This window comes from Antrihabitans cavernicola, from assembly GCF_008297975.1.
Lineage (GTDB): Bacteria > Actinomycetota > Actinomycetes > Mycobacteriales > Mycobacteriaceae > Antrihabitans > Antrihabitans cavernicola.
Genome location: NZ_VLNY01000004.1, coordinates 335,019 through 353,814 on the forward strand (window position 1 = coordinate 335,019; position 18,796 = coordinate 353,814).

Genomic DNA, 18,796 nt, shown 5'->3' on the forward strand with positions numbered 1-18,796 from the left:
TCGGGAGAGCGCCATCGACGGTCGGCGGGCGTCAGCGCGCCAATCTCGCCATCAGCGAACTCGCCTCTTGCGATGCGTCGCCACCCTCGGTGAGATGACGCTGGCCTTCGGGCAGCTCACGACCGTGATGTGCCATCGCCTGCGCGTACAGACGACCCGCCCGATACGACGACCGGACCAGCGGACCTGCCATCACACCGGCGAAGCCCATCGCCTCGGCGGTTTTGGAGTGCTCGACGAACTCCTCGGGCTTGACCCAGCGATCCACCGGATGGTGGCGCGGTGAGGGACGCAGGTACTGGGTGATGGTGATGATGTCGCAGCCGGCGTCGTGCAGATCCTGCAGCGCCTGGGTGATCTCGTCCGGGGTCTCGCCCATACCCAGGATCAGATTCGACTTGGTGACCAGCTGATCGTCGCGGGCTGCGGTGATCACGTCGAGTGACCGCTGGTAGCGGAACGCCGGACGAATGCGTTTGAAGATGCGCGGCACAGTTTCGACGTTGTGCGCCAACACCTCAGGGCGGGAGCCGAACACCTCGGCAAGCTGATCGGGCTTGGCATTGAAGTCGGGGATGAGCAGCTCGACGCCGGTGCCGGGGTTCAGGTCGTGGATGCGGCGGACCGTCTCCGCGTAGAGCCAGGCACCGCCGTCGTCGAGGTCGTCGCGGGCGACGCCGGTGATGGTCGAATACCGCAGCCCCATCGCCTGCACACTCTCGGCGACTCGACGTGGTTCGTCGCGATCGAGCGGGTCGGGCTTGCCGGTGTCGATCTGGCAGAAATCGCAGCGCCGCGTGCACTGCTCGCCGCCGATCAGGAACGTGGCTTCGCGATCTTCCCAGCATTCGTAGATGTTGGGACAGCCCGCTTCTTCGCAGACCGTATGCAAGCCTTCACGTTTGACCAGACCCTTGAGCTCTGTGTACTCGGGGCCCATTTTGGCGCGCGTCTTGATCCAGTTCGGCTTGCGTTCGATCGGAGTCTCCGCGTTGCGGATCTCTAGTCGAAGCAGCTTTCGTCCTTCAGGTACTGGAACAGTCACTGGGTTGATGCTACGCCCGCACCGAATGGCTCACGCCTGCGCCGTCGACCGCGCGATCACGTCCGCAAAGCTGATCCGCTCGATGTCGTGATCGTCGATGGTCAGGTCACCGTTCAATGCGCGAATCGTGGCATCGGCGACTGCATCGTGGACGTCGGCGACAGTGATGTCGCGACCCAGCTCGAAGGAGAGCGATGTCACTCCGGCATCGCTGATTCCACACGGAACGATCGTGTCGAAGGCGGCGAGCGCCGAGTCGCAGTTCAGTGCGAAGCCGTGCAGTGTGACACCTCGTTGAACACGGACGCCGATGGCTGCGATCTTGCGTTCGGGCAGCCAACTGCCGTCACGCATCGTTGCGGGCAACCACACTCCGGACCGGCCCTCGACTCGTCCGCATTCGAGGTCGTAGTCGGTACAGACGACGATCAGCGCTTGCTCGAGCCGCCGCACGAACTTGACGACGTCGACAGGCTCGGCGAGGCGAACGATCGGGTAGCCGACAAGCTGACCGGGACCGTGCCAGGTGATCTTGCCGCCACGATCGACGTCGACGACGGGCGTGCCGTCCTTCGGTCGATCCTCGGGCGCGGTGCGCCGACCGGCCGTGTACACCGAAGGATGCTCGAGTAGCAGCAACCGATCGGGGCCGACGCCCGCGGCCCGCTCGGCCGCGATGCTGCGCTGCAACTCCCAGGCCTCGACGTAGTCGATGACACCGAGGTCCGACACCACGACCGGATCGGTGTCGAACCGTGCCGACATACCTACACTCATCGTGTCGACGCTACGCCGGAATCGAGCGTCAGTTGCATCAGCGTCAGGTCCAACCACCGATCGAACTTTCGTCCCACTTCCGGAAGCTGCCCGACCACCGTGAACCCGAACCGTTCGTGCAACGCGATCGAGGTGTGGTTTGCCGACTCGATGCCCGCGACCATCACATGGAGATCGGCATGGCGGGCGCGATCGAGCAGTTCCGTCATCAACGCGGTCGCGATGCCGCGGCGGTGGAATTCGTCCGCGACGTAGACCGAGTTCTCCACCGTCTGCCGATAGCCCGACTTGGGTCGCCACTGACCGTACGACGCGTATCCCGCGACCCGGCCGTCGACTTCTGCGACCAGGATCGGATGAGCGTCGGCGGCGCGCTGATGAAACCACTCGACCCGGTTTTCGAGGTCGGATGGCTCGGTGTCCCAGATGGCCGTGGACTCGGCGATCGCGATGTTGTGGATCACGAGTATGTCCGGCAGGTCGGCCACGACGGCATCGCGAATCAGCATGGGTCTCCTACGGGAATGCGAACGAACGACGAACCTACGTTGCGGCGTCGAGCGCCTCGCCGATCGTGTTGTGGCGGAACGAGAATCCGGCACCTTCGAGGACTGCGGGGATGGCTCGCGGCCCACTGAGAATGGCCTCGTCGGCAAACTCGCCGATGATCGCTTTCAACGCGAACTTCGGCACCACCCACGGAGCCGGTCGGTGCAATGCCTTGCCCAGTGCCGTGTTGAACTGCGCGTTGGTGACCGGTGCAGGCCCGACCAGATTCACCGGGCCCGCGATGGCGTCGTCGGTGAGCACGAACTTGATGGCATTGATCTCGTCGTCCAACGAGATCCAGGGGAAGTACTGCCGACCACTACCGAGACGACCACCGAGACCCACCGAATACAGCAACTTCAGCTTGTCCAGCATGCCGCCACGACGCGCGAAGACCGGGGCGCTGCGGACCATCGCCGTCCGAACACCGGCCGCCGATGCAGGCGCGGTGGCAGCTTCCCAGTCGTGACACAGGGTCGCGAGAAATCCTTCGCCGACCGGCGCGTGTTCGTCGACGACGCGGTCGCCGGTGTCGCCGTAGAAATTGACGCCGCTGGCGTTGACCATCGTCGACACACCAGCGTCGGCGACGGCGTTGGCCAGCACATCGGTGGACGTGATCCTGCTGTCGCGAAGCGCCTGCTTGTACGCACCCGACCACCGCTTGTCGCCGATGCCGACGCCGCAGAGGTTGACGACGGCGTCGGCACCGGCAAGCGCTGCCGGATCGATCGAGGCCTGCTCGGGATCCCACTGGTACTCGTCAGGCCCTGCGGCGGTGCGACGAACCAGACGCGATACGTCATGGTTGTCGCGCCGCAGGGCAGCAACGAGTGCGGTACCGATCAGACCCGACGATCCGGCGATGATGATCTTCATGCGTCGCTAGATACCCAGATCCGCTTCGAACGATGCCTCTTCGAGGCGGTGGCGAATCGTGTTGAGGAAGCGGCCGGCGTCGGCGCCGTCGACCAGTCGGTGGTCGTAGGTGAGCGGCAGGTAGCACAGCGACCGCACGCCGATCGACTCGCTTCCGGTCTCGTCCGTCAGCACCACCGGGCGCTTGACGATCGCGCCGGTACCCAGCATCGCGGCCTGCGGCGGCACCAGGATCGGGGTGTCGAACAACGCGCCCTGGCTACCGATGTTGGTGATGGTGAACGTGCCACCCGACAGTTCGTCCGGCTTCAGTCCACCGCTTCGTGCACGGCCTGCGATGTCGGCGATCGCCCGCGCGAGTCCGGCCAGTGACAGGTCTCCTGCATTGTGAATCACCGGGGACAGCAGACCCTGATCGGTGTCGACGGCGATGCCCAGGTGCACACCTGCGTGGTAGGTGATCTCCTTGGCGTCCTCGTTGTAGCTGGCGTTGACGTTCGGATGCGCTCCGAGCGCCTCGACGACGGCCTTCGCGAAGAACGGCAGGAACGTGAGGTTGACGCCCTCGCGCTCCTTGAAGCCGGCCTTGGCCTTGGTGCGCAGTGCGGCGATCTTGGAGACATCGGCCTCGTGGACCTGTGTCAGCTGAGCCGTGGTCTGCAGCGACTCCCGCGTCTTCTTTGCGGTGATCTGACGGATCCTGTTGGCCTTCTGGGTGGTGCCGCGCAGGTGTGCCAACTCCGGTCGACCTGCCGCCGCAGCGGGCTTGGCCGCGGGTGCGGCAGCCGCCGCCGGTGCTGCTGCGGGCTCGGGCGTCTTCGCCGAATCCGCTGCTGCCAACACGTCCTGCTTGCGGATGCGGCCGCCGACGCCGGATCCGGTGAGCGACGACAGATCGACGTTGTTCTCGCTCGCCAGTTTGCGGACGAGCGGAGTGACGTACGGCGACGATCCACTCGGTACATCAGCGGCCGCGTGGGCGGGAGCGGAGCGCGGCTCTTCCTTCGCGGGAGGCGCAGGCGTGGGCTCCGGTGCGGGCTTCTCTTCGGCCTTGGGTGCCGGCTCGGGCTCGGGCTCCGGTGCAGGCTCCGGCTCGGGGGTGGGCTCGGGTGCAGGCGCGGATTTCGCGGCCGGCGACCCGGATCCGATCACACCGAGCTGGCCGCCGACGGGAACGACGTCGTCTTCCTCGGCGGAAATCTCGAGGAGCGTGCCTGCGACGGGGGACGGAATCTCCGTGTCGACCTTGTCGGTGGACACCTCGACAAGCGGCTCGTCGACGGCGACCTCGTCACCGACGGCCTTGAGCCAGCGGGTGACGGTGCCTTCGGTGACGGACTCGCCGAGTTCCGGCATCTTCACGGGGCTGCCCGACGAGCTACCACCGGACGATGCTGCGGGCGTGGGTTCCGCGGGCTTCTCTTCGGCCGCGGCGGGCTCCGGCGCTGGTGCCTCTTCGGCGGGTGCTTCCTCGGCAGGGGCCGACGGGCTCGAGTCCGCGGCCGGGGCATCACCGGCATCGCCGATCACACCGAGTTCGCCGCCGATCTCGACGACGTCGTCTTCCTGCGCGGTGATCTTGGTGAGGGTTCCGGCAGCGGGTGACGGAATCTCGGTATCGACCTTGTCCGTGGAGACTTCGAGCAAGGGTTCGTCGACCTCGACCGTGTCTCCTTCCTGCTTGAGCCAGCGGGTAACCGTGCCCTCGGTGACGCTCTCACCTAGGGCTGGCATCTGGACGGAGAAGGCCATGTCGTTTGACTCCTCGACTTGTGGTCGGATCTGATTTTCGACTCGCTGGTGGTCGCACACCATTGTGCTTGGCCGACGCGATTCGTGCGGGTTCTTCCTACGATCTTCATCCTTGCATCCGACGGCCGTGCGCATCCCAGGAGGTAGCTCTCGTCCGACGTTTCGGACGACTACTTTCCACTGCTGGCAAAATTGAAGGACGCCGCAGGGTGCGGTGGCACGAGGAGGTCACCCGTGGGGTTGATGGATCGCTTCAAGGGCGGACGGTCCCGAGGTTCGAAGACAGCGAGCAATGCGGACGCGCAGTACCTCGCCGCGTGGGCGCGGTCGCACATCGGTGTCGAGGCATTTGTCGAACCGAAGACCACAGTCACCGACGTGACCGCGGTGCTCGTCGCGACCGACGGCGAGTGGACGCGTCGCGTGGTCGGTGAGCGTGGCGCCCACAAGTTGGCGGACGATCTGAAGATCCCTGTCTACGACGTGCGCAAGACCGGTTACCCGCAGCGGATGCGGGACTTCGATGCCCGCCGCAAGATAATTCGCAAGCGGCAGGCCGAAGGATTGTGAGTCGTCCTAGCCGTTCGCGGCGATGTCTTCGAGTACCGAGATGATGGTGCGAACCGGTACGCCGGTACCACCTTTGCCGATGTAGCCGAACGGTCCGCCGGTGTTGTACGCCGGGCCCGCGACGTCCACGTGCGCCCACTCGACACCGTCGGCGACGAACTCTTTCAAGTACAACGCCGCAGCCAACATGCCGCCGTTGCGGTGGTTGGTCACGTTGGCCATGTCGGCAACCTTGGAGTTGAGGTCCGCTCGCAGTTCGGCGGGCATCGGCATCGGCCACGCGTTCTCACCGATCTCCTGAGAGATGCGAGCCACCCGGTCGCGGAACGCGTCGGTGCCCATCACGCCCGGTGTCCGAGCACCGAGTGCGACCATCTGTGCGCCGGTCAGCGTCGCGGTGTCGATGAGGTAGTCGGGCTTGTCCTCGCACGCGCGCACCATCGCGTCGGCCAAGATCAGGCGTCCTTCGGCGTCGGTGTTGATCACCTCGATCGTGGTTCCGCCGTATTGGGTCAACACATCGCCCGGACGTTGGGCGGTCGCGGACGGCATGTTCTCGGCCATCGGCACGGTGGCGACGACGTCGACCGCAAGGCGCAACTTCGCCGCGAGCACGACGGCAGCGACGACGGCAGCGGCACCGCCCATGTCCGACGTCATGTTCTCCATGCCCGCCGCGGGCTTGATGGAGATGCCGCCGGTATCGAACGTGATGCCCTTGCCGACCAAGGCGACCTTCTTCGCGCCGCCACCGGAGTAGCTCATCCGGACCAACCGCGGCGGTCGAGACGAACCCTTGCCGACACCGATGATGCCGCCGTAGCCGCCCGCCTCGAGAGCGGCTTCGTCGAGCACCTCGACGGTGAGACCCGCCGCGGTACCGAGGGCTTCGGCGCGCGCGGCGAACTCTGCGGGGAACAGGTGGCTGGGCGGGGTGTTGACGAACTCGCGTGCCGACGCGACGGCTTCGGCGATGGCCGCCGAGCGCGCCAGTGCGGCCTTGGCGGCGTCCGCGTCCGCATCGGCGACGAGCAAGTCGACGTGCTGGAGCGGCTGCTCATCGGCCTTCGGGGCCGACTTCGCCGACTTGAACGCGGTGAAGGAGTACGCGCCGAGGTAGAAACCTTCGGCAGCGGCGCCGAGGTCGAGGCTGCTGAGCGTCGTCGCGGCCGTCGCCGACCCCGTCAGCGAACGGGCGGCGACGCCTGCGGATTTGCGAATCTGTTCGGCGCTCACAGGCTCGTTGCCGAGCCCGACGGCGAGCACGCTGGCGACCGGCAAGGACTCGGGCGCAGGTACTCGGGTTAGCTCTTCCGCCTTGCCTTTCGCACCGACCGCGCGAAGTCGGGCGAGTAGATCCGCCGCCACATCGTCGGCAAGGACGCGAGTTCCGACGACCACCCTCGGACCGTCGTCGCCCGCCGTCAACCCGATCACCAATACGTCTGCGGCCGTGAGCCGCCCTGCCGTGGCGAGCTCCGGGCCGAGGGCTGGGGTGGTCGGCGATTCGGAACTCAACGGGCTCTCCTTTTGCTGGGGGCGAACGGGCTCCTCATGGTAGCCACGGGCTCGGACAACACGACGGTGCGTGCACTACCGTGCTTCCCATGACCGAACCCCTGCTGCAAGGACCGATAAAGGCAGTGCACTCCGAACTCGGCGCGACGTTTGCCGAGTTCGGCGGCTGGGAGATGCCGGTGTCCTACGCGGGCACGGTTGCCGAGCACAACGCGGTTCGGACGACTGTCGGGATCTTCGATGTCAGCCATCTCGGCAAGGCGTCGGTGACCGGTCCGGGTGCGGCGGCGTTCGTCAACGCGGTGCTCACGAACGATCTGGATCGGATCCGTCCCGGCAAGGCGCAGTACACGATGTTGTGCACCGACGACGGTGGCGTGGTCGACGACCTGATCGCCTACTACGTCGATGCCGACGACGTGTTCCTCGTGCCCAACGCCGCCAATACGGCCGCCGTCGTCGACGTGCTGACAACGCTTGCTCCCGCGGGTATCACCGTGACCGACGAGCACCGCGACTTCGGCGTGATCGCCGTGCAGGGTCCGCGCTCGACAGAGGTGGTCGCAGCACTGGGACTGCCCACCGACATGGAGTACATGGCCTACGCGGATGCCGCCTGGGGCTCGACGTCGGTGCGGGTGTGCCGCACCGGTTACACCGGTGAACACGGCTACGAGCTGCTACCCAAGTGGGATGACAGCGAGCGGATCTTCCGCGCGCTGCTCGACGAGGTGAAGAAGGTCGGCGGCGAGGTCGCCGGGCTCGGCGCCCGCGACACGCTGCGCACCGAGATGGGGTATCCGCTGCACGGTCACGAGCTGTCCCTCGAGATCTCCCCGCTGCAGGCGCGTGCGGGCTGGGCAGTCGGCTGGAAGAAGGCCGCGTTCCGTGGCCGCGACGCGCTCACCGCAGAGAAGGCGGCCGGACCGCGGCGCACGCTGTGGGGACTGGAGGCGCTCGATCGCGGGGTACTGCGCGCGGGGCTGAACGTGCTGCGCGACGGCGAACCGGTGGGGGAGACGACGTCCGGTACGTTCTCGCCGACCCGCAAGGTAGGAATTGCGTTGGCGTTGCTGGATACCGAAGCAGGTGTCGAGGTCGGAACCGAAGTGGAGGTCGACGTTCGCGGCCGCAGGCTGCGCGCCGCGGTCGTCAAGCCGCCGTTCGTCGACGTGAAGACGAAGTAGCGCCACGACGAAGTGACTTTTGTACGAATATCGTTGGTTAGGATTGCGTCATGACTGGTCCCGTCGAGTTCGCTCGCACCGCACATCCATCCCCTGCAACCGAGCAGGCGCGGGCCGCAGTGCTGGCGGACCCTGGATTCGGCCGTCACTTCACCGACCACATGGTGTCGATCGATTACAACGCGACCGACGGCTGGACCAATCCGCAGGTGCTTCCGTACGGATCGTTTCAGCTGGATCCTGCCGCGATGGTGCTGCATTACGGGCAGGCGATCTTCGAAGGCCTCAAGGCGTATCGGCAGCCCGACGGCAGCATCAATGCGTTCCGCAGCGATGCCAACGCCGAGCGGTTCCGTAACTCCGCCCGCCGCATGGCGATGCCGGAATTGCCCGACGACCTGTTCATGGGCTCGATCGCCGAACTGCTCGAGGTCGACAACGCCTGGGTGCCTGCCGCGGGCGGCGAATCGTCGCTCTACCTCCGACCGTTCATGTTCTCCACCGAAGCAGGCCTCGGCGTGCGACCCGCATCGGAGTACAAGTACCTGCTCATCGCGTCGCCCGCCGGTGCGTACTTCCCGCGTGGCGTGAAGCCGGTCAGTGTCTGGCTGTCCACCGAATACGTGCGTGCCGCTCCGGGAGGAACAGGCGCGGCGAAATTCGCGGGCAACTATGCCGCGTCGCTGGTCGCCCAGGCACAGGCTGCCGATCAAGGCTGTGATCAGGTGGTGTGGCTGGACGCGATCGAGCGCCGCTACGTCGAAGAGATGGGCGGCATGAACCTGTTCTTCGTCTTCGGTTCCGGCTCGGATGCCCGACTGGTGACGCCGGAGCTGTCCGGCTCGCTGCTCCCCGGCATCACCCGAGACTCGCTGCTGACGCTGGCGGGCGACTCCGGGTTCGCCGTCGAGGAACGCAAGATCGCGACGGACGAGTGGCGCAAGCTCACGGCCTCCGGCGAGATCACCGAGGTGTTCGCCTGCGGCACCGCGGCTGTCATCACCCCGGTCGGCTCGGTCAAATCTGCCGACGGGCAATTCACCATCGCCGACGGCGAACCGGGCGAGGTCACTATGGCCTTGCGCGACACCCTCACCGGCATTCAGCGCGGCACGTTCGCCGACATCCACGGGTGGATGACGACGCTGTGCGGTGCGCCGTCGCCTGTCGCAGGCTAAGCGATCAGATTCTGCAACGTCGCCCGAGCGCCGTTGGCGTGCAACGAGTTCAGTGCGGCGACGTACTCCGCCACGAATCGTTCGTCGTCCGCAAGATCGCCGAACACATCCTGGTTTCGAATGAACGCAGTGGGGTCGGTGCGGTTGCGCAGAGCGAGCGGCACCAGCGTCGCCTTCAACCGGTCGACGATTTCGATCGGCTCGCCCTCCTCGTCAATGGCCTCGTCGTAGCGTGCCCAACTCGCGACGATCGCCGCGGACAACGTGATGGGGCCGTCGAGCTCGAGCTGGCGACGAATCACCGGCAGTAGCCATTTCGGGATTCGGTCGGACGATTCGGCGCACAACCGCGACACGTTGTCACGGATCTCTGGGTTGGCGAACCGTTCGATCAGCGTGTGCTTGTACTCGGCGAGATCCACACCGGGGACCGGAAGCAGGGTCGGTGTCGCCTCGTCGTCCATGTAGGCGAGCAGAAACGCGGCGAACGCCGGATCCTGCACCACCTCGTGCACCAGGCGATAGCCGCACAGATAGCCGAAGTAGCAAAGGGCCTGGTGGCTGGCGTTGAGGAGCCGCAGCTTCATCAGCTCGTAGGGTGCGACCTCGTCGACCACCTGCACCCCGGCGTCCTGAAACGGCGGCCTGCCGAGGGTGAAGTGGTCTTCGAGAACCCATTGGGTGAACGGCTCGGTCGGCACAGGCCACTGGTCTTCGATGCCGAACCGCTCGGCGACCTCGTCGATCAATTCAGGCGAGGTGGCGGGCGTGATGCGGTCGACCATCGAATTGGGGAAGGCGCACTTCGCTTCGATCCATTCGGCGAGCGCGGGGTCCTTCAGTCGGGCGAAGGTGGTGAACGACGATCTGGCGATGTGGCCGTTCTCCTGAATGTTGTCGCAGGACATGATGGTGAACGGTTCGAGGCCGCGTTCTTTGCGTCGACTCAGTGCGGCACAGATCAGTCCGAAGGTGGTTGCGGGTACCGCGTCGGGTTGTAGGTCTGCGACGACGCCGGGATCTGTTTCGTCGAATTCACCTGTAGTCGCGGAGAAGTTGTAGCCGCCTTCGGTGACGGTGAGCGACACGATCCGGATCTCCGGCGACGCCATCTTCTCTATGACGGCGTCGGGATCGTCCGGCGCGAACAGGTACTCGATGATGGAACCGATCACGCGTGTGTCCCACGTGCCGTCGGCGTGGCGCACGGCCAACGTGTAGAGACAATCCTGTTCTGCCATCACGTCGCGCATCCGGGCGTCCGACTTCATCACCCCGACACCGCAGATTGCCCAATCGAACGCTTCACCCTGTGCGAGCAAGGCGTCCACATACATCGCCTGGTGCGCGCGGTGAAAACCGCCGACACCGAAATGCACTATGCCGCAACTGAGTTTGGATCGGTCGTAGTTCGGAGTCGCCACCGTATCGATGTCCGCGAGCGTGCCGGCGGTGAGCTTCATCAGCGAGACTCCTTCGGTAGTACTGACGGCTCGACGCGAACGACGGCCTTGATGCTTCCGGGGACGCGATCGGCGACGAGAGCCTTCGCCACGTCGTCCAGTGCGAAGCGCGCGGTCACCATCGCGTCGAGATTCACCTTGTTCGAGAGTACGAGGTCGCGCGCGATAGGCCACGTGTTCGCGTACCGGAATACTCCGGTCAGGACCAGCTCACGATTCTGAATGAGCGATACCGGGAGTGCGATCTCGTCTGCGCCCATTCCGACCAGCACCACGTGCCCGGCGGGCGCTACGGCGGCGATGCCGTCGACGACGGCGCGTGGCGCTCCCGAGGCGTCGACGAAACTGTCGACCATCAGGTCGCGAACGCTCTCGGTACGTGGGTCGATGGCGCGGGTGGCGCCGAATTGCAGTGCGGCAGAAGCGCGCTGCGCATCGATATCCGACACGATTACCTCGGTCGCGCCGAACGCGCGGGCAACCTGAGCGGTCACGAGACCGACTGGCCCCGCGCCGGCGATCAACACTCGCGAGCCGCCCGTGACGTGCGCCTTCTGGACGGCGGCGATCCCGACCGAGAGCGGCTCGAACAGGGCAGCAGCCTCGTCGGAGATCTCGTCCGGAACGGCGTGCGCGAAAGACGATTGGATCGTGACGTATTCGCAGAGGGCGCCGTCGATCGGGGGAGTCCCGAAGAATTCCATGTGCGGACACAGGTTGTAGCGGCCTGCCCGAGACTGCGAGCTGGTGGGGTCCGGCCGCTGCGGCTCGATCGACACCCGCGCTCCGATGCGATCGGCGGAGACCTCGGAGCCCACGGCAACGATCCGCCCAGCCGCCTCGTGCCCGAGTATCAACGGACCGTTCACGATGTGCGGCCCGATGCGGCCGTGGTGAAAGTAGTGCGCGTCGGAGCCGCAGATCCCGACAGCGGTGACCTCCACCAGGACCTCGTCGGCCGCGGGTATCGGCACCTCACGACGCTGCAGCGCAATCTCGCCGGGCGCGATCAGCACGCTGGCGTTCATCGAATCCGGGATGGTTGGCGATTTGCCGCCGAGTGTTGTGTAGATCACACCTCGATGCTACCTTCACTGTGAGCAGATGAACACAGAGTGAGCAAATGCTCACCCGCACATCGAAGGCAACGAGGGCTTCCGAGTGACCAATCCTCCGGTCGATCCGACACCCGAACAGGGCAGCGAGCTTCGCCTGGCCCTGCGTGCGGCGACGATGTATCACCTGGAGGGCGCAACGCAGGCGGAGATCGCCGCTCGCCTCGGTGTGTCACGGCCGACGGCCGGACGATTGGTAGCGCGGGCACGCGCACAAGGGTTGGTACGCATCGACATTCACGTTCCGCCGCACCTGCAGGGGACGGTGCATGCGGACATCGAACGCGATCTGGAAGAGCGGTTCGGGCTCTCCGAAGCTCTCGTCGTCAGCGACGTCACGGATGGCACGCCCACCGGCTACGGTGCGTTGGGTCGGGCTGCCGCGACCGTCGTCACGCGCCGGCTGCAACCGGCCCACACGCTCGGATTCACTTGGGGCCCTGAAACTGTCGCTGTCGCGCAGGCACTGCCCGCGCGGTCGGCGCGCTGCACCCAGGTGGTGCAACTCGACGGGTCGATGAGCTCGATCGGTTACCAAACCGGTGTCGACTACACGCTCGGACATTGCGCGGAACAATTGCAGGCCGGCCCTATTCGACTCAACGCGCCGTTGTACGCCGATCCCGCGACTGTTCGCGCGCTGGAGAACGACTCGGTGATCTCGCGAGCTCTCGACAGCGGTCGCGACGCGGACATGATGATGTTCGGACTCGGCCCGGTGTCGACCTCAACCACGTTGTTCGAAGGCAGTTTCATCGATTCCGCCGTGCTCGACGAACTACACGATCTGGGTGCGGTGGGCGAAATCGGCGGCAGATTCTTCGACAGCAACGGCGCCGACGTGGCGAGTTCCTTGGTCGCGCGCACCGTCTCCGTTGGACTCGACGCGATTCGTCGATGCGCCACAACACTTCTGGTGTCAGGCGGGCCCAAGAAGCACGAGGCGATCCTCGGTGCGCTTCGCGGCGGTCTCGCAAAGGTGATCGTTACCGACGTCGAATGCGCTCGGTGGCTGCTCGAACAGAAAGAGGATGGTGCCAAGTGAAATCACGATGGAGGTCAGGGCTTACCGCCATTGCCGCGGTGGTGAGCCTCACTGCGGCGGGCTGTGCGGGCGCCGGGTCGTTCACGTCGGGCGGTGGGGATGCGGTGACGATCGCGATCGTGTCCAACTCGCAGATGCAGGACGCGATCAAGCTGTCCCCGGAGTTCGAGAAGGACAACCCCGGAATCAAGTTGAAGTTCGTCAGCCTGTCGGAGAACGAGGCTCGCGCCAAGATCACCGCATCGGTGGCCACCGGCGGCGGTGAATTCGACGTGGTCATGATCAGCAACTACGAGACGCCGCAATGGGCCGAGAACGGTTGGCTCACCAATCTTTCCGACTACATGAAGAAGACGCCCGGCTACGACGAGCAGGATTTCATTCCGTCGCTGCAGAAGTCGTTGTCGTATCAGGGCAGCATGTACTCGGTGCCGTTCTACGGCGAGTCGTCGTTCCTGATGTACCGCAAGGATCTGGTCGAAGCAGCAGGCATGCAGATGCCGCCGAATCCCACGTGGGAGCAGGTCCGCGACATCGCCGTGAAGCTGGACAAGCCGGGGACTCAATCCGGAATCTGCTTGCGCGGCAAGCCCGGTTGGGGCGAGGTGCTTGCACCTCTCGATACCGTGATCAACACGTTCGGCGGCCGCTGGTTCGACGAGAACTGGAACGCGGAACTGAACAGCCCGGAGACTGAGAAGGCCGTCCAGTTCTACGTGGATCTGGTGCGCCAACACGGTGAACCCGGCGCGGCGACAAGCGGATTCAGCGAATGTGCAACGCAGCTCTCGCAGGGCAACACCGCGATGTGGTACGACTCGACGGCAGCCGTGTCGGTGTTGGAAGATCCGACGTCGAGCAAGGTGGTCGGCAAGATCGGCTACGTTCCCGCCCCGGTCGAGACCAAGCAGGACGTCGGCTGGCTCTACACCTGGGCCCTCGGTATTCCGAAGACCAGCACCAAGCCGGATGCTGCGTGGAAGTTCGTCTCGTGGATGACCAACAAGGAATACATCGAGAAGGTGGGCAAGGAACTCGGCTGGGAGCGGGTGCCGCCCGGTAGCAGGCTTTCCACCTACGAAATCCCGGAGTACAAGAAGGCGGCAGCCGCCTACGGACCGCCGACGCTGTCCGCGATGGAGAAGGCCGACCCGGAGAAGCCGACCGTGAAGCCGGTGCCGTACACCGGAATTCAATTCCTGACGATTCCTGAGTTCCAGGATCTCGGTACCCGCGTCAGTCAGCAGATCAGTGCCGCCGTAGCCGGGCGGATCAGCGTCCACGACGCACTGGAACAGGCGCAGCAGTATGCCGAGGTGGTCGGCAAGACATATCAGGAGGCGAAGTAGCCATGACCACAACTTCTCTGCCGACCGGTTCGGTAGCGGAGCCGTCGTCGACGCCGATCAGGTCGAAGCGCGAGATCATCTCTCGTGCGGAGGGCTGGCGCAGGCGAGGACCGCTGCTTCCCGCATTGATCTTCATGATCGTGGTGACGCAGATTCCGTTCCTCTTCACGCTCTACTACTCGACGCAGTCGTGGAACCTGGTGCGACCGGGCTCGCGAAAGTTCAATTGGCTCAACAACTACGTCGACGTCTTCAAGGACAGCCAATTCCGCCAGGTGGCGCTGAACACGGTCATCATGATCGTCGGCACGGTGATCATCTCGGTGATCCTCGGCCTGTTGCTGGCGCTGTTGCTCGATCGGCAGTTCTTCGGCCGCGGTCTGATCCGCACGCTGCTGATCACGCCGTTCCTGGTCACACCCGTTGCGGCGGCGCTGATCTGGAAGACGACGATGCTTGACCCGGTGTTCGGGCTCGTCAACTTCGTGTTGAAGCCGTTCGGCGTCGGCCAGGTGGACTGGATCAGCAAGTACCCGTTGCCGTCGGTGATGGCAGACCTGGTGTGGCAGTGGACGCCGTTCATGATGTTGCTGATTCTCGCTGGGCTGCAGTCGATGCCACGCGACATCATGGAAGCGGCCCGAGTCGACGGTGCGTCGTCGTTCGCGTTGTTCCGGGAACTGACCCTGCCGCATCTGCGTAGGTTCATCGAGTTGGGCGCCGTGCTCGGCGCCGTGTATCTGGTCAACACCTTCGACGCCGTCTACATGATGACGTCGGGCGGACCGGGCGTCGCCAGCTCGAACCTGCCGTATTACATCTACCAGCGCGCGTTCCTGGGCTTCGATATCGGCCAGGCAGCGGCGATGGGCGTGGTGACGGTGATTGCCACGATCATCATTTCGACGCTGGCACTTCGCTTGATCTTCAAGAGCTTCACAGGGAACGAGGAGGCGGCCTGATGAGTACCGATGTAGCTGCTGCGGATACGCAGTCCGCGGTACCACCGACGATCGGACGTAAGAAGAAGTTCGGCAAGGGCACCGTCTGGTCCGTCGTTGCCTGGGTGGTGGGGATCGGATTCTTCTTCCCTGTGCTGTGGATGGTGATCACCGCATTCAAGAGCGAGGGCGACGCCTATACCGATCCGCCGACCATCTTCTTCACCCCGACGCTGGAGCAATTCAAGTCGGTGCTCTCCAGCGGAATCGGCACGACACTGCTGAATTCGGCGTTCGCGACGGTGATTTCGACGCTGCTGGTGCTGCTGCTCGGTGTGCCTGCCGCTTTCGCGCTGTCGCTACGACCGGTGAAGGGGACACAAGACGCACTGTTCTTCTTCATCAGCACCAAGATGCTTCCGGTGGTTGCGGCGATCATCCCGCTGTATGTGATCGTGGGTGATCTGGGCATGCTCGACAACGTCTGGACGTTGGTGATCCTCTACACGTCGATGAACCTGCCGATCGCGGTGTGGATGATGCGCTCGTTCTTCCTGGAGGTGCCGAGCGAACTGCTCGAGGCCGCCAGCATGGACGGCGCCAGCCTATGGACGGCGGTGCGAGAAGTGATTTTGCCGCTGGTGTCACCGGGAATCGCCGCCACCGCTCTGATCTGCGTGATCTTCTCGTGGAACGAATTCTTCTTCGCGGTCAACCTGACAGCTGTTCAGGCACAGACCATTCCGGTCTACCTGGTCGGATTCATCACCGGTGAGGGTCTGTACTGGGCGCGGTTGTCCGCGGCCGCTGTGCTCACCGCACTTCCCGTAGTCATCGCCGGTTGGGTCGCGCAGAACAAACTGGTTCGCGGCCTGTCCTTCGGCGCCATCAAGTAGAGAGCGACAGTCATGGCCGAGATTTCGTACAACAAAGCATCGTGCGTCTACGAAGGCGCGGACAAACTCGCGGTCGATTCACTGGACCTCGAGATCGAGGACGGCGAGTTCGTGGTCCTGGTCGGTCCGTCCGGCTCCGGGAAGAGCACGGCGCTGCGCATGCTCGCCGGACTCGAGGAGATCGACGGCGGCACCATTTCGATCAACGGGAAGAACATGGTGGGGGTGCCGTCGAAGGACCGCGACATTGCCATGGTGTTCCAGAACTACGCGCTCTATCCGAACAAGACGGTCGGGGAGAACATGGGGTTCGCGCTGAAGATGCGTGGCGTACCCGAGGCAGAGCGCAAGCAGAAAGTGGCCGAAGCCGCCAAGGTGCTCGATCTCACCGAGTTCCTCGATCGCAAGCCCGGCAAACTCTCCGGTGGCCAGCGCCAGCGGGTTGCCATGGGGCGTGCGATCGTTCGTGAGCCGCAGGTGTTCTGCATGGACGAGCCGCTGTCCAACCTCGACGCGAAACTGCGCGTACAGACGCGTACTCAGATCGCGGCACTGCAGCGGCGGCTCGGCACCACCACGGTCTACGTGACCCACGATCAGGTGGAGGCGATGACGATGGGCGACCGCGTCGCGGTGCTGAAGTTCGGCAAGCTGCAACAGTTCAGTTCACCGACCGAGCTCTACGACCGGCCGGTCAACGCCTTCGTCGCGGGCTTCATCGGTTCGCCTGCGATGAATCTGTTCACGGTGCCGGTCGCCGACGACGGTGTTCGGATCGGCGGCGTCACGCTGCCACTGGAGCGCTCCGATGTCTCGGCCATCGCCGCTGCGGGAGTGAAGACGGTGACGGTGGGGCTGCGACCGGAACAGTTGGGCCTCGGCAGTGGCGGCGACGGTATTCCGGCACAGGTCGATCTGGTCGAGGAACTGGGCAGCGAGTCGTATCTGTATGCGCACCTGAACGATTCGTCGGTGACCGGGCTCGATGGTGGTCCGGTTGCGTTGGTCGCGAGGTCTGCTGTCCGCAAGCCCGCCAAGTTCGGTGACTCGATCACGCTGAAGAAGTTGGACGGTCCGGTACATCTGTTCCACCCTGAAACGGGGGATCGGATCGAGTAGGGCATTTCGCCCCAAGGCGAGCATGACGGCTCCGCATTGGTTGCTTTGAAATTCTGAGCAGCCGATGCGGAGCCGTTCTGTGTGGTTGTGTGCCGGTGTTTACGCGGGGACGGGTGTGCCGCGGTTGTTGGCGGGTAGGGGTTCTCGGAATCGGTCGCGTTGCACGGGTGGGATGAACCAGGGGTGCCGGTCCTCGCCGATGATCACGTCCCAGCCGCTGTGATGAATCATCCGGTGATGAAACCGGCAGAGCAGGACCAGATTATCCAAATCGGTCGGTCCGCCATCTGCCCAGTGTTTGACATGATGTCCGTCGCACCAGGACGGGGGTCGTCCGCAGCCGGGGAACGCGCAGCCGTGATCCCGAGCGACCAACGCCCGCCGCAACTTTCGGGAAATCACTTTGGTTGTTCTGCCGAGGTCGATCGGGGTGCCGTTCTCGTCCAACAAGATCGGTGACAGGGTGCAGTCACACGCCAACCGGCGAACCGTGTCCACCGATAAGGGCCCCATCCACGGCGTCCAGCCGACATCGGTGGCGGCGAACATCTCGTCGTAGGCGCCACGATCCGCAGCGGGCTTATCTGAGCCGGACTTGTCGACGAGATCGTTGGCGTTGATGTGGACGTGTAGGTGTGGGCGTTCGTTGCCTTCGTCGGGTCCGCACGCGGCATCGTGGTAGCGGCGGAGCACCTCGGTCAACGCGTCCGCCCGTCGTTGGGCTGGGGTGCGTCGGTCGGGTTCGGCATCGGAGGCGGGTCGGGGTTTCGACAACGGTGACAACGCGGAGAGCAGCATCTCCCCGGTCTCGGCATCGACATCACCCTTGAGCACCACCCGCCCGTTGCTGGTGGGGGAGGCGAAGAATTCGTTGCGATCAAGGTCTTCGGCGGGTGGTGGATCATCGGTTTCGAAGACTTGCTTCAACTTTACGATCGCACCGCGCAGCACCCGGGTGTCCCGATCTTTCGCGGCGTCGACGAGGAACTTCAGGGCGGCGGGTGCCGCCTCCTCTGGCATCGCGGCCGGGGGTCGTTCCAGGAAGTTGATGACCATCGCCGCATGATCGGCGCAGATGTCGTCGGCTTCGTACGCCGCCCGCACCTCCGGACTACTACGCAGAGCATCCGCGCGCCGTTCGATCCGGACCGCCTCGCGGGTGTTCAGCGAGGTGCTGCACGCCAACCAGGCGGCGACACTGGTGTATCCGGACGGGATCGCACCGCGCTCGTTCATGTCGCTGATCAACCGGTACCGCAACGCTTCGAGACCATGAATCGCGGAGCACACCTCGACGAGGGACGACGCCAACGCGTCGTCGGTCAGCTGCCACGACTCGCGGCTCACCGACCTGATCTCCTCGAGAATCTCCCCTAACCCCATGCCCGAATTGTATCGAGGCCCTCCGACACG

17 protein-coding genes are annotated in these 18,796 nt (G+C 64.7%); 8 read left to right on the forward strand and 9 right to left on the reverse strand.

Translation table 11 applies throughout. From position 1 onward, the window contains the following. Positions 1–31: 31 nt before the first annotated feature. The 5 genes from lipA to sucB are packed head-to-tail and all read right to left on the reverse strand — an operon-like array spanning position 32 to position 5,002. Positions 32–1,045: a lipoyl synthase gene (gene lipA / locus FOY51_RS11380; RefSeq protein WP_149430334.1), complete on the reverse strand. Its 1,014-nt coding sequence runs from the start codon at positions 1,043–1,045 to the stop codon at positions 32–34. Between the two features lie 30 nt (positions 1,046–1,075). Continuing rightward, positions 1,076–1,822, reverse strand: a complete 747-nt coding sequence (gene lipB / locus FOY51_RS11385) for a lipoyl(octanoyl) transferase LipB (protein WP_149430335.1) — start codon at positions 1,820–1,822, stop codon at positions 1,076–1,078. After that, positions 1,819–2,331, reverse strand: a complete 513-nt coding sequence (locus FOY51_RS11390; RefSeq protein WP_149430336.1) for a GNAT family N-acetyltransferase — start codon at positions 2,329–2,331, stop codon at positions 1,819–1,821. The genes lipB and FOY51_RS11390 overlap by 4 nt, the downstream gene beginning before the upstream one ends. A 34-nt stretch (positions 2,332–2,365) precedes the next feature. Continuing rightward, positions 2,366–3,250, reverse strand: a complete 885-nt coding sequence (locus FOY51_RS11395) for a TIGR01777 family oxidoreductase (protein ID WP_149430337.1) — start codon at positions 3,248–3,250, stop codon at positions 2,366–2,368. 6 nt (positions 3,251–3,256) lie between these two features. After that, positions 3,257–5,002 carry a 2-oxoglutarate dehydrogenase, E2 component, dihydrolipoamide succinyltransferase gene (sucB, locus tag FOY51_RS11400; RefSeq protein WP_149430338.1) on the reverse strand — a complete coding sequence of 582 codons (1,746 nt, stop codon included), beginning with the start codon at positions 5,000–5,002 and terminating at the stop codon, positions 3,257–3,259. Between the two features lie 234 nt (positions 5,003–5,236). Here sucB and FOY51_RS11405 point away from each other — a divergent pair, with 234 nt between their 5' ends. Beyond that, complete coding sequence (locus FOY51_RS11405; protein ID WP_149430339.1) at positions 5,237–5,572, forward strand: oxidoreductase; 336 nt, start codon at positions 5,237–5,239, stop codon at positions 5,570–5,572. 6 nt (positions 5,573–5,578) lie between these two features. Here the strand turns inward: FOY51_RS11405 and FOY51_RS11410 are convergent, their stop codons facing one another. Beyond that, positions 5,579–7,090, reverse strand: coding sequence for a leucyl aminopeptidase (locus tag FOY51_RS11410; protein WP_149430340.1), 1,512 nt, complete (start codon positions 7,088–7,090; stop codon positions 5,579–5,581). Between the two features lie 89 nt (positions 7,091–7,179). On the opposite strand from FOY51_RS11410, the gene gcvT reads away from it, so the two are divergent. Together gcvT and FOY51_RS11420 are read left to right on the forward strand one after the other, a co-directional pair. Next, positions 7,180–8,277, forward strand: coding sequence for a glycine cleavage system aminomethyltransferase GcvT (gene gcvT / locus FOY51_RS11415; RefSeq protein WP_149430341.1), 1,098 nt, complete (start codon positions 7,180–7,182; stop codon positions 8,275–8,277). Between the two features lie 50 nt (positions 8,278–8,327). Beyond that, entirely contained in the window at positions 8,328–9,455 is a 1,128-nt protein-coding gene (locus FOY51_RS11420) for a branched-chain amino acid aminotransferase (RefSeq protein ID WP_149430342.1), read from the forward strand. Here FOY51_RS11420 and FOY51_RS11425 read toward each other — a convergent pair. Together FOY51_RS11425 and FOY51_RS11430 are read right to left on the reverse strand one after the other, a co-directional pair. Further along, complete coding sequence (locus tag FOY51_RS11425; RefSeq protein ID WP_149430343.1) at positions 9,452–10,918, reverse strand: mannitol dehydrogenase family protein; 1,467 nt, start codon at positions 10,916–10,918, stop codon at positions 9,452–9,454. The two genes, FOY51_RS11420 and FOY51_RS11425, sit on opposite strands and share 4 nt — an antisense overlap. Next, positions 10,918–11,946, reverse strand: coding sequence for an NAD(P)-dependent alcohol dehydrogenase (locus FOY51_RS11430; RefSeq protein WP_149430449.1), 1,029 nt, complete (start codon positions 11,944–11,946; stop codon positions 10,918–10,920). The genes FOY51_RS11425 and FOY51_RS11430 overlap by 1 nt, the downstream gene beginning before the upstream one ends. A 133-nt stretch (positions 11,947–12,079) precedes the next feature. On the opposite strand from FOY51_RS11430, the gene FOY51_RS11435 reads away from it, so the two are divergent. From FOY51_RS11435 to FOY51_RS11455, 5 genes are read left to right on the forward strand one after another with little or no spacing between them, the layout of a single operon-like run. Then, positions 12,080–13,078 carry a sugar-binding transcriptional regulator gene (locus FOY51_RS11435; RefSeq protein ID WP_235916254.1) on the forward strand — a complete coding sequence of 333 codons (999 nt, stop codon included), beginning with the start codon at positions 12,080–12,082 and terminating at the stop codon, positions 13,076–13,078. After that, positions 13,075–14,427, forward strand: a complete 1,353-nt coding sequence (locus FOY51_RS11440; protein ID WP_235916255.1) for an ABC transporter substrate-binding protein — start codon at positions 13,075–13,077, stop codon at positions 14,425–14,427. Before FOY51_RS11435 ends, FOY51_RS11440 begins: the two co-directional genes overlap by 4 nt. A gap of 2 nt (positions 14,428–14,429) precedes the next feature. Continuing rightward, positions 14,430–15,389 carry a carbohydrate ABC transporter permease gene (locus FOY51_RS11445; protein WP_149430345.1) on the forward strand — a complete coding sequence of 320 codons (960 nt, stop codon included), beginning with the start codon at positions 14,430–14,432 and terminating at the stop codon, positions 15,387–15,389. Further along, positions 15,389–16,264, forward strand: a complete 876-nt coding sequence (locus FOY51_RS11450; protein ID WP_149430346.1) for a carbohydrate ABC transporter permease — start codon at positions 15,389–15,391, stop codon at positions 16,262–16,264. The genes FOY51_RS11445 and FOY51_RS11450 overlap by 1 nt, the downstream gene beginning before the upstream one ends. Before the next feature lie 12 nt (positions 16,265–16,276). After that, positions 16,277–17,383: an ABC transporter ATP-binding protein gene (locus tag FOY51_RS11455; protein WP_149430347.1), complete on the forward strand. Its 1,107-nt coding sequence runs from the start codon at positions 16,277–16,279 to the stop codon at positions 17,381–17,383. Between the two features lie 99 nt (positions 17,384–17,482). On the opposite strand, the gene FOY51_RS11460 is transcribed toward FOY51_RS11455, so the two are convergent. Next, complete coding sequence (locus tag FOY51_RS11460) at positions 17,483–18,766, reverse strand: HNH endonuclease signature motif containing protein (RefSeq protein ID WP_149430348.1); 1,284 nt, start codon at positions 18,764–18,766, stop codon at positions 17,483–17,485. Positions 18,767–18,796: the final 30 nt, after the last annotated feature.

What these genes read in the sequence shown, in the direction of transcription:
- FOY51_RS11460 (WP_149430348.1), bottom strand. Translation starts at nt 18,766, where the DNA reads ATGGGGTTAGGGGAGATTCTCGAGGAGATCAGGTCGGTGAGCCGCGAG.
- sucB (WP_149430338.1), bottom strand. Translation starts at nt 5,002, where the DNA reads ATGGCCTTCTCCGTCCAGATGCCAGCCCTAGGTGAGAGCGTCACCGAG.
- FOY51_RS11445 (WP_149430345.1), top strand. Translation starts at nt 14,430, where the DNA reads ATGACCACAACTTCTCTGCCGACCGGTTCGGTAGCGGAGCCGTCGTCG.
- FOY51_RS11425 (WP_149430343.1), bottom strand. Translation starts at nt 10,918, where the DNA reads ATGAAGCTCACCGCCGGCACGCTCGCGGACATCGATACGGTGGCGACT.
- FOY51_RS11430 (WP_149430449.1), bottom strand. Translation starts at nt 11,946, where the DNA reads ATGAACGCCAGCGTGCTGATCGCGCCCGGCGAGATTGCGCTGCAGCGT.
- gcvT (WP_149430341.1), top strand. Translation starts at nt 7,180, where the DNA reads ATGACCGAACCCCTGCTGCAAGGACCGATAAAGGCAGTGCACTCCGAA.
- lipB (WP_149430335.1), bottom strand. Translation starts at nt 1,822, where the DNA reads ATGAGTGTAGGTATGTCGGCACGGTTCGACACCGATCCGGTCGTGGTG.
- FOY51_RS11450 (WP_149430346.1), top strand. Translation starts at nt 15,389, where the DNA reads ATGAGTACCGATGTAGCTGCTGCGGATACGCAGTCCGCGGTACCACCG.
- FOY51_RS11420 (WP_149430342.1), top strand. Translation starts at nt 8,328, where the DNA reads ATGACTGGTCCCGTCGAGTTCGCTCGCACCGCACATCCATCCCCTGCA.
- FOY51_RS11455 (WP_149430347.1), top strand. Translation starts at nt 16,277, where the DNA reads ATGGCCGAGATTTCGTACAACAAAGCATCGTGCGTCTACGAAGGCGCG.
- FOY51_RS11390 (WP_149430336.1), bottom strand. Translation starts at nt 2,331, where the DNA reads ATGCTGATTCGCGATGCCGTCGTGGCCGACCTGCCGGACATACTCGTG.
- FOY51_RS11395 (WP_149430337.1), bottom strand. Translation starts at nt 3,250, where the DNA reads ATGAAGATCATCATCGCCGGATCGTCGGGTCTGATCGGTACCGCACTC.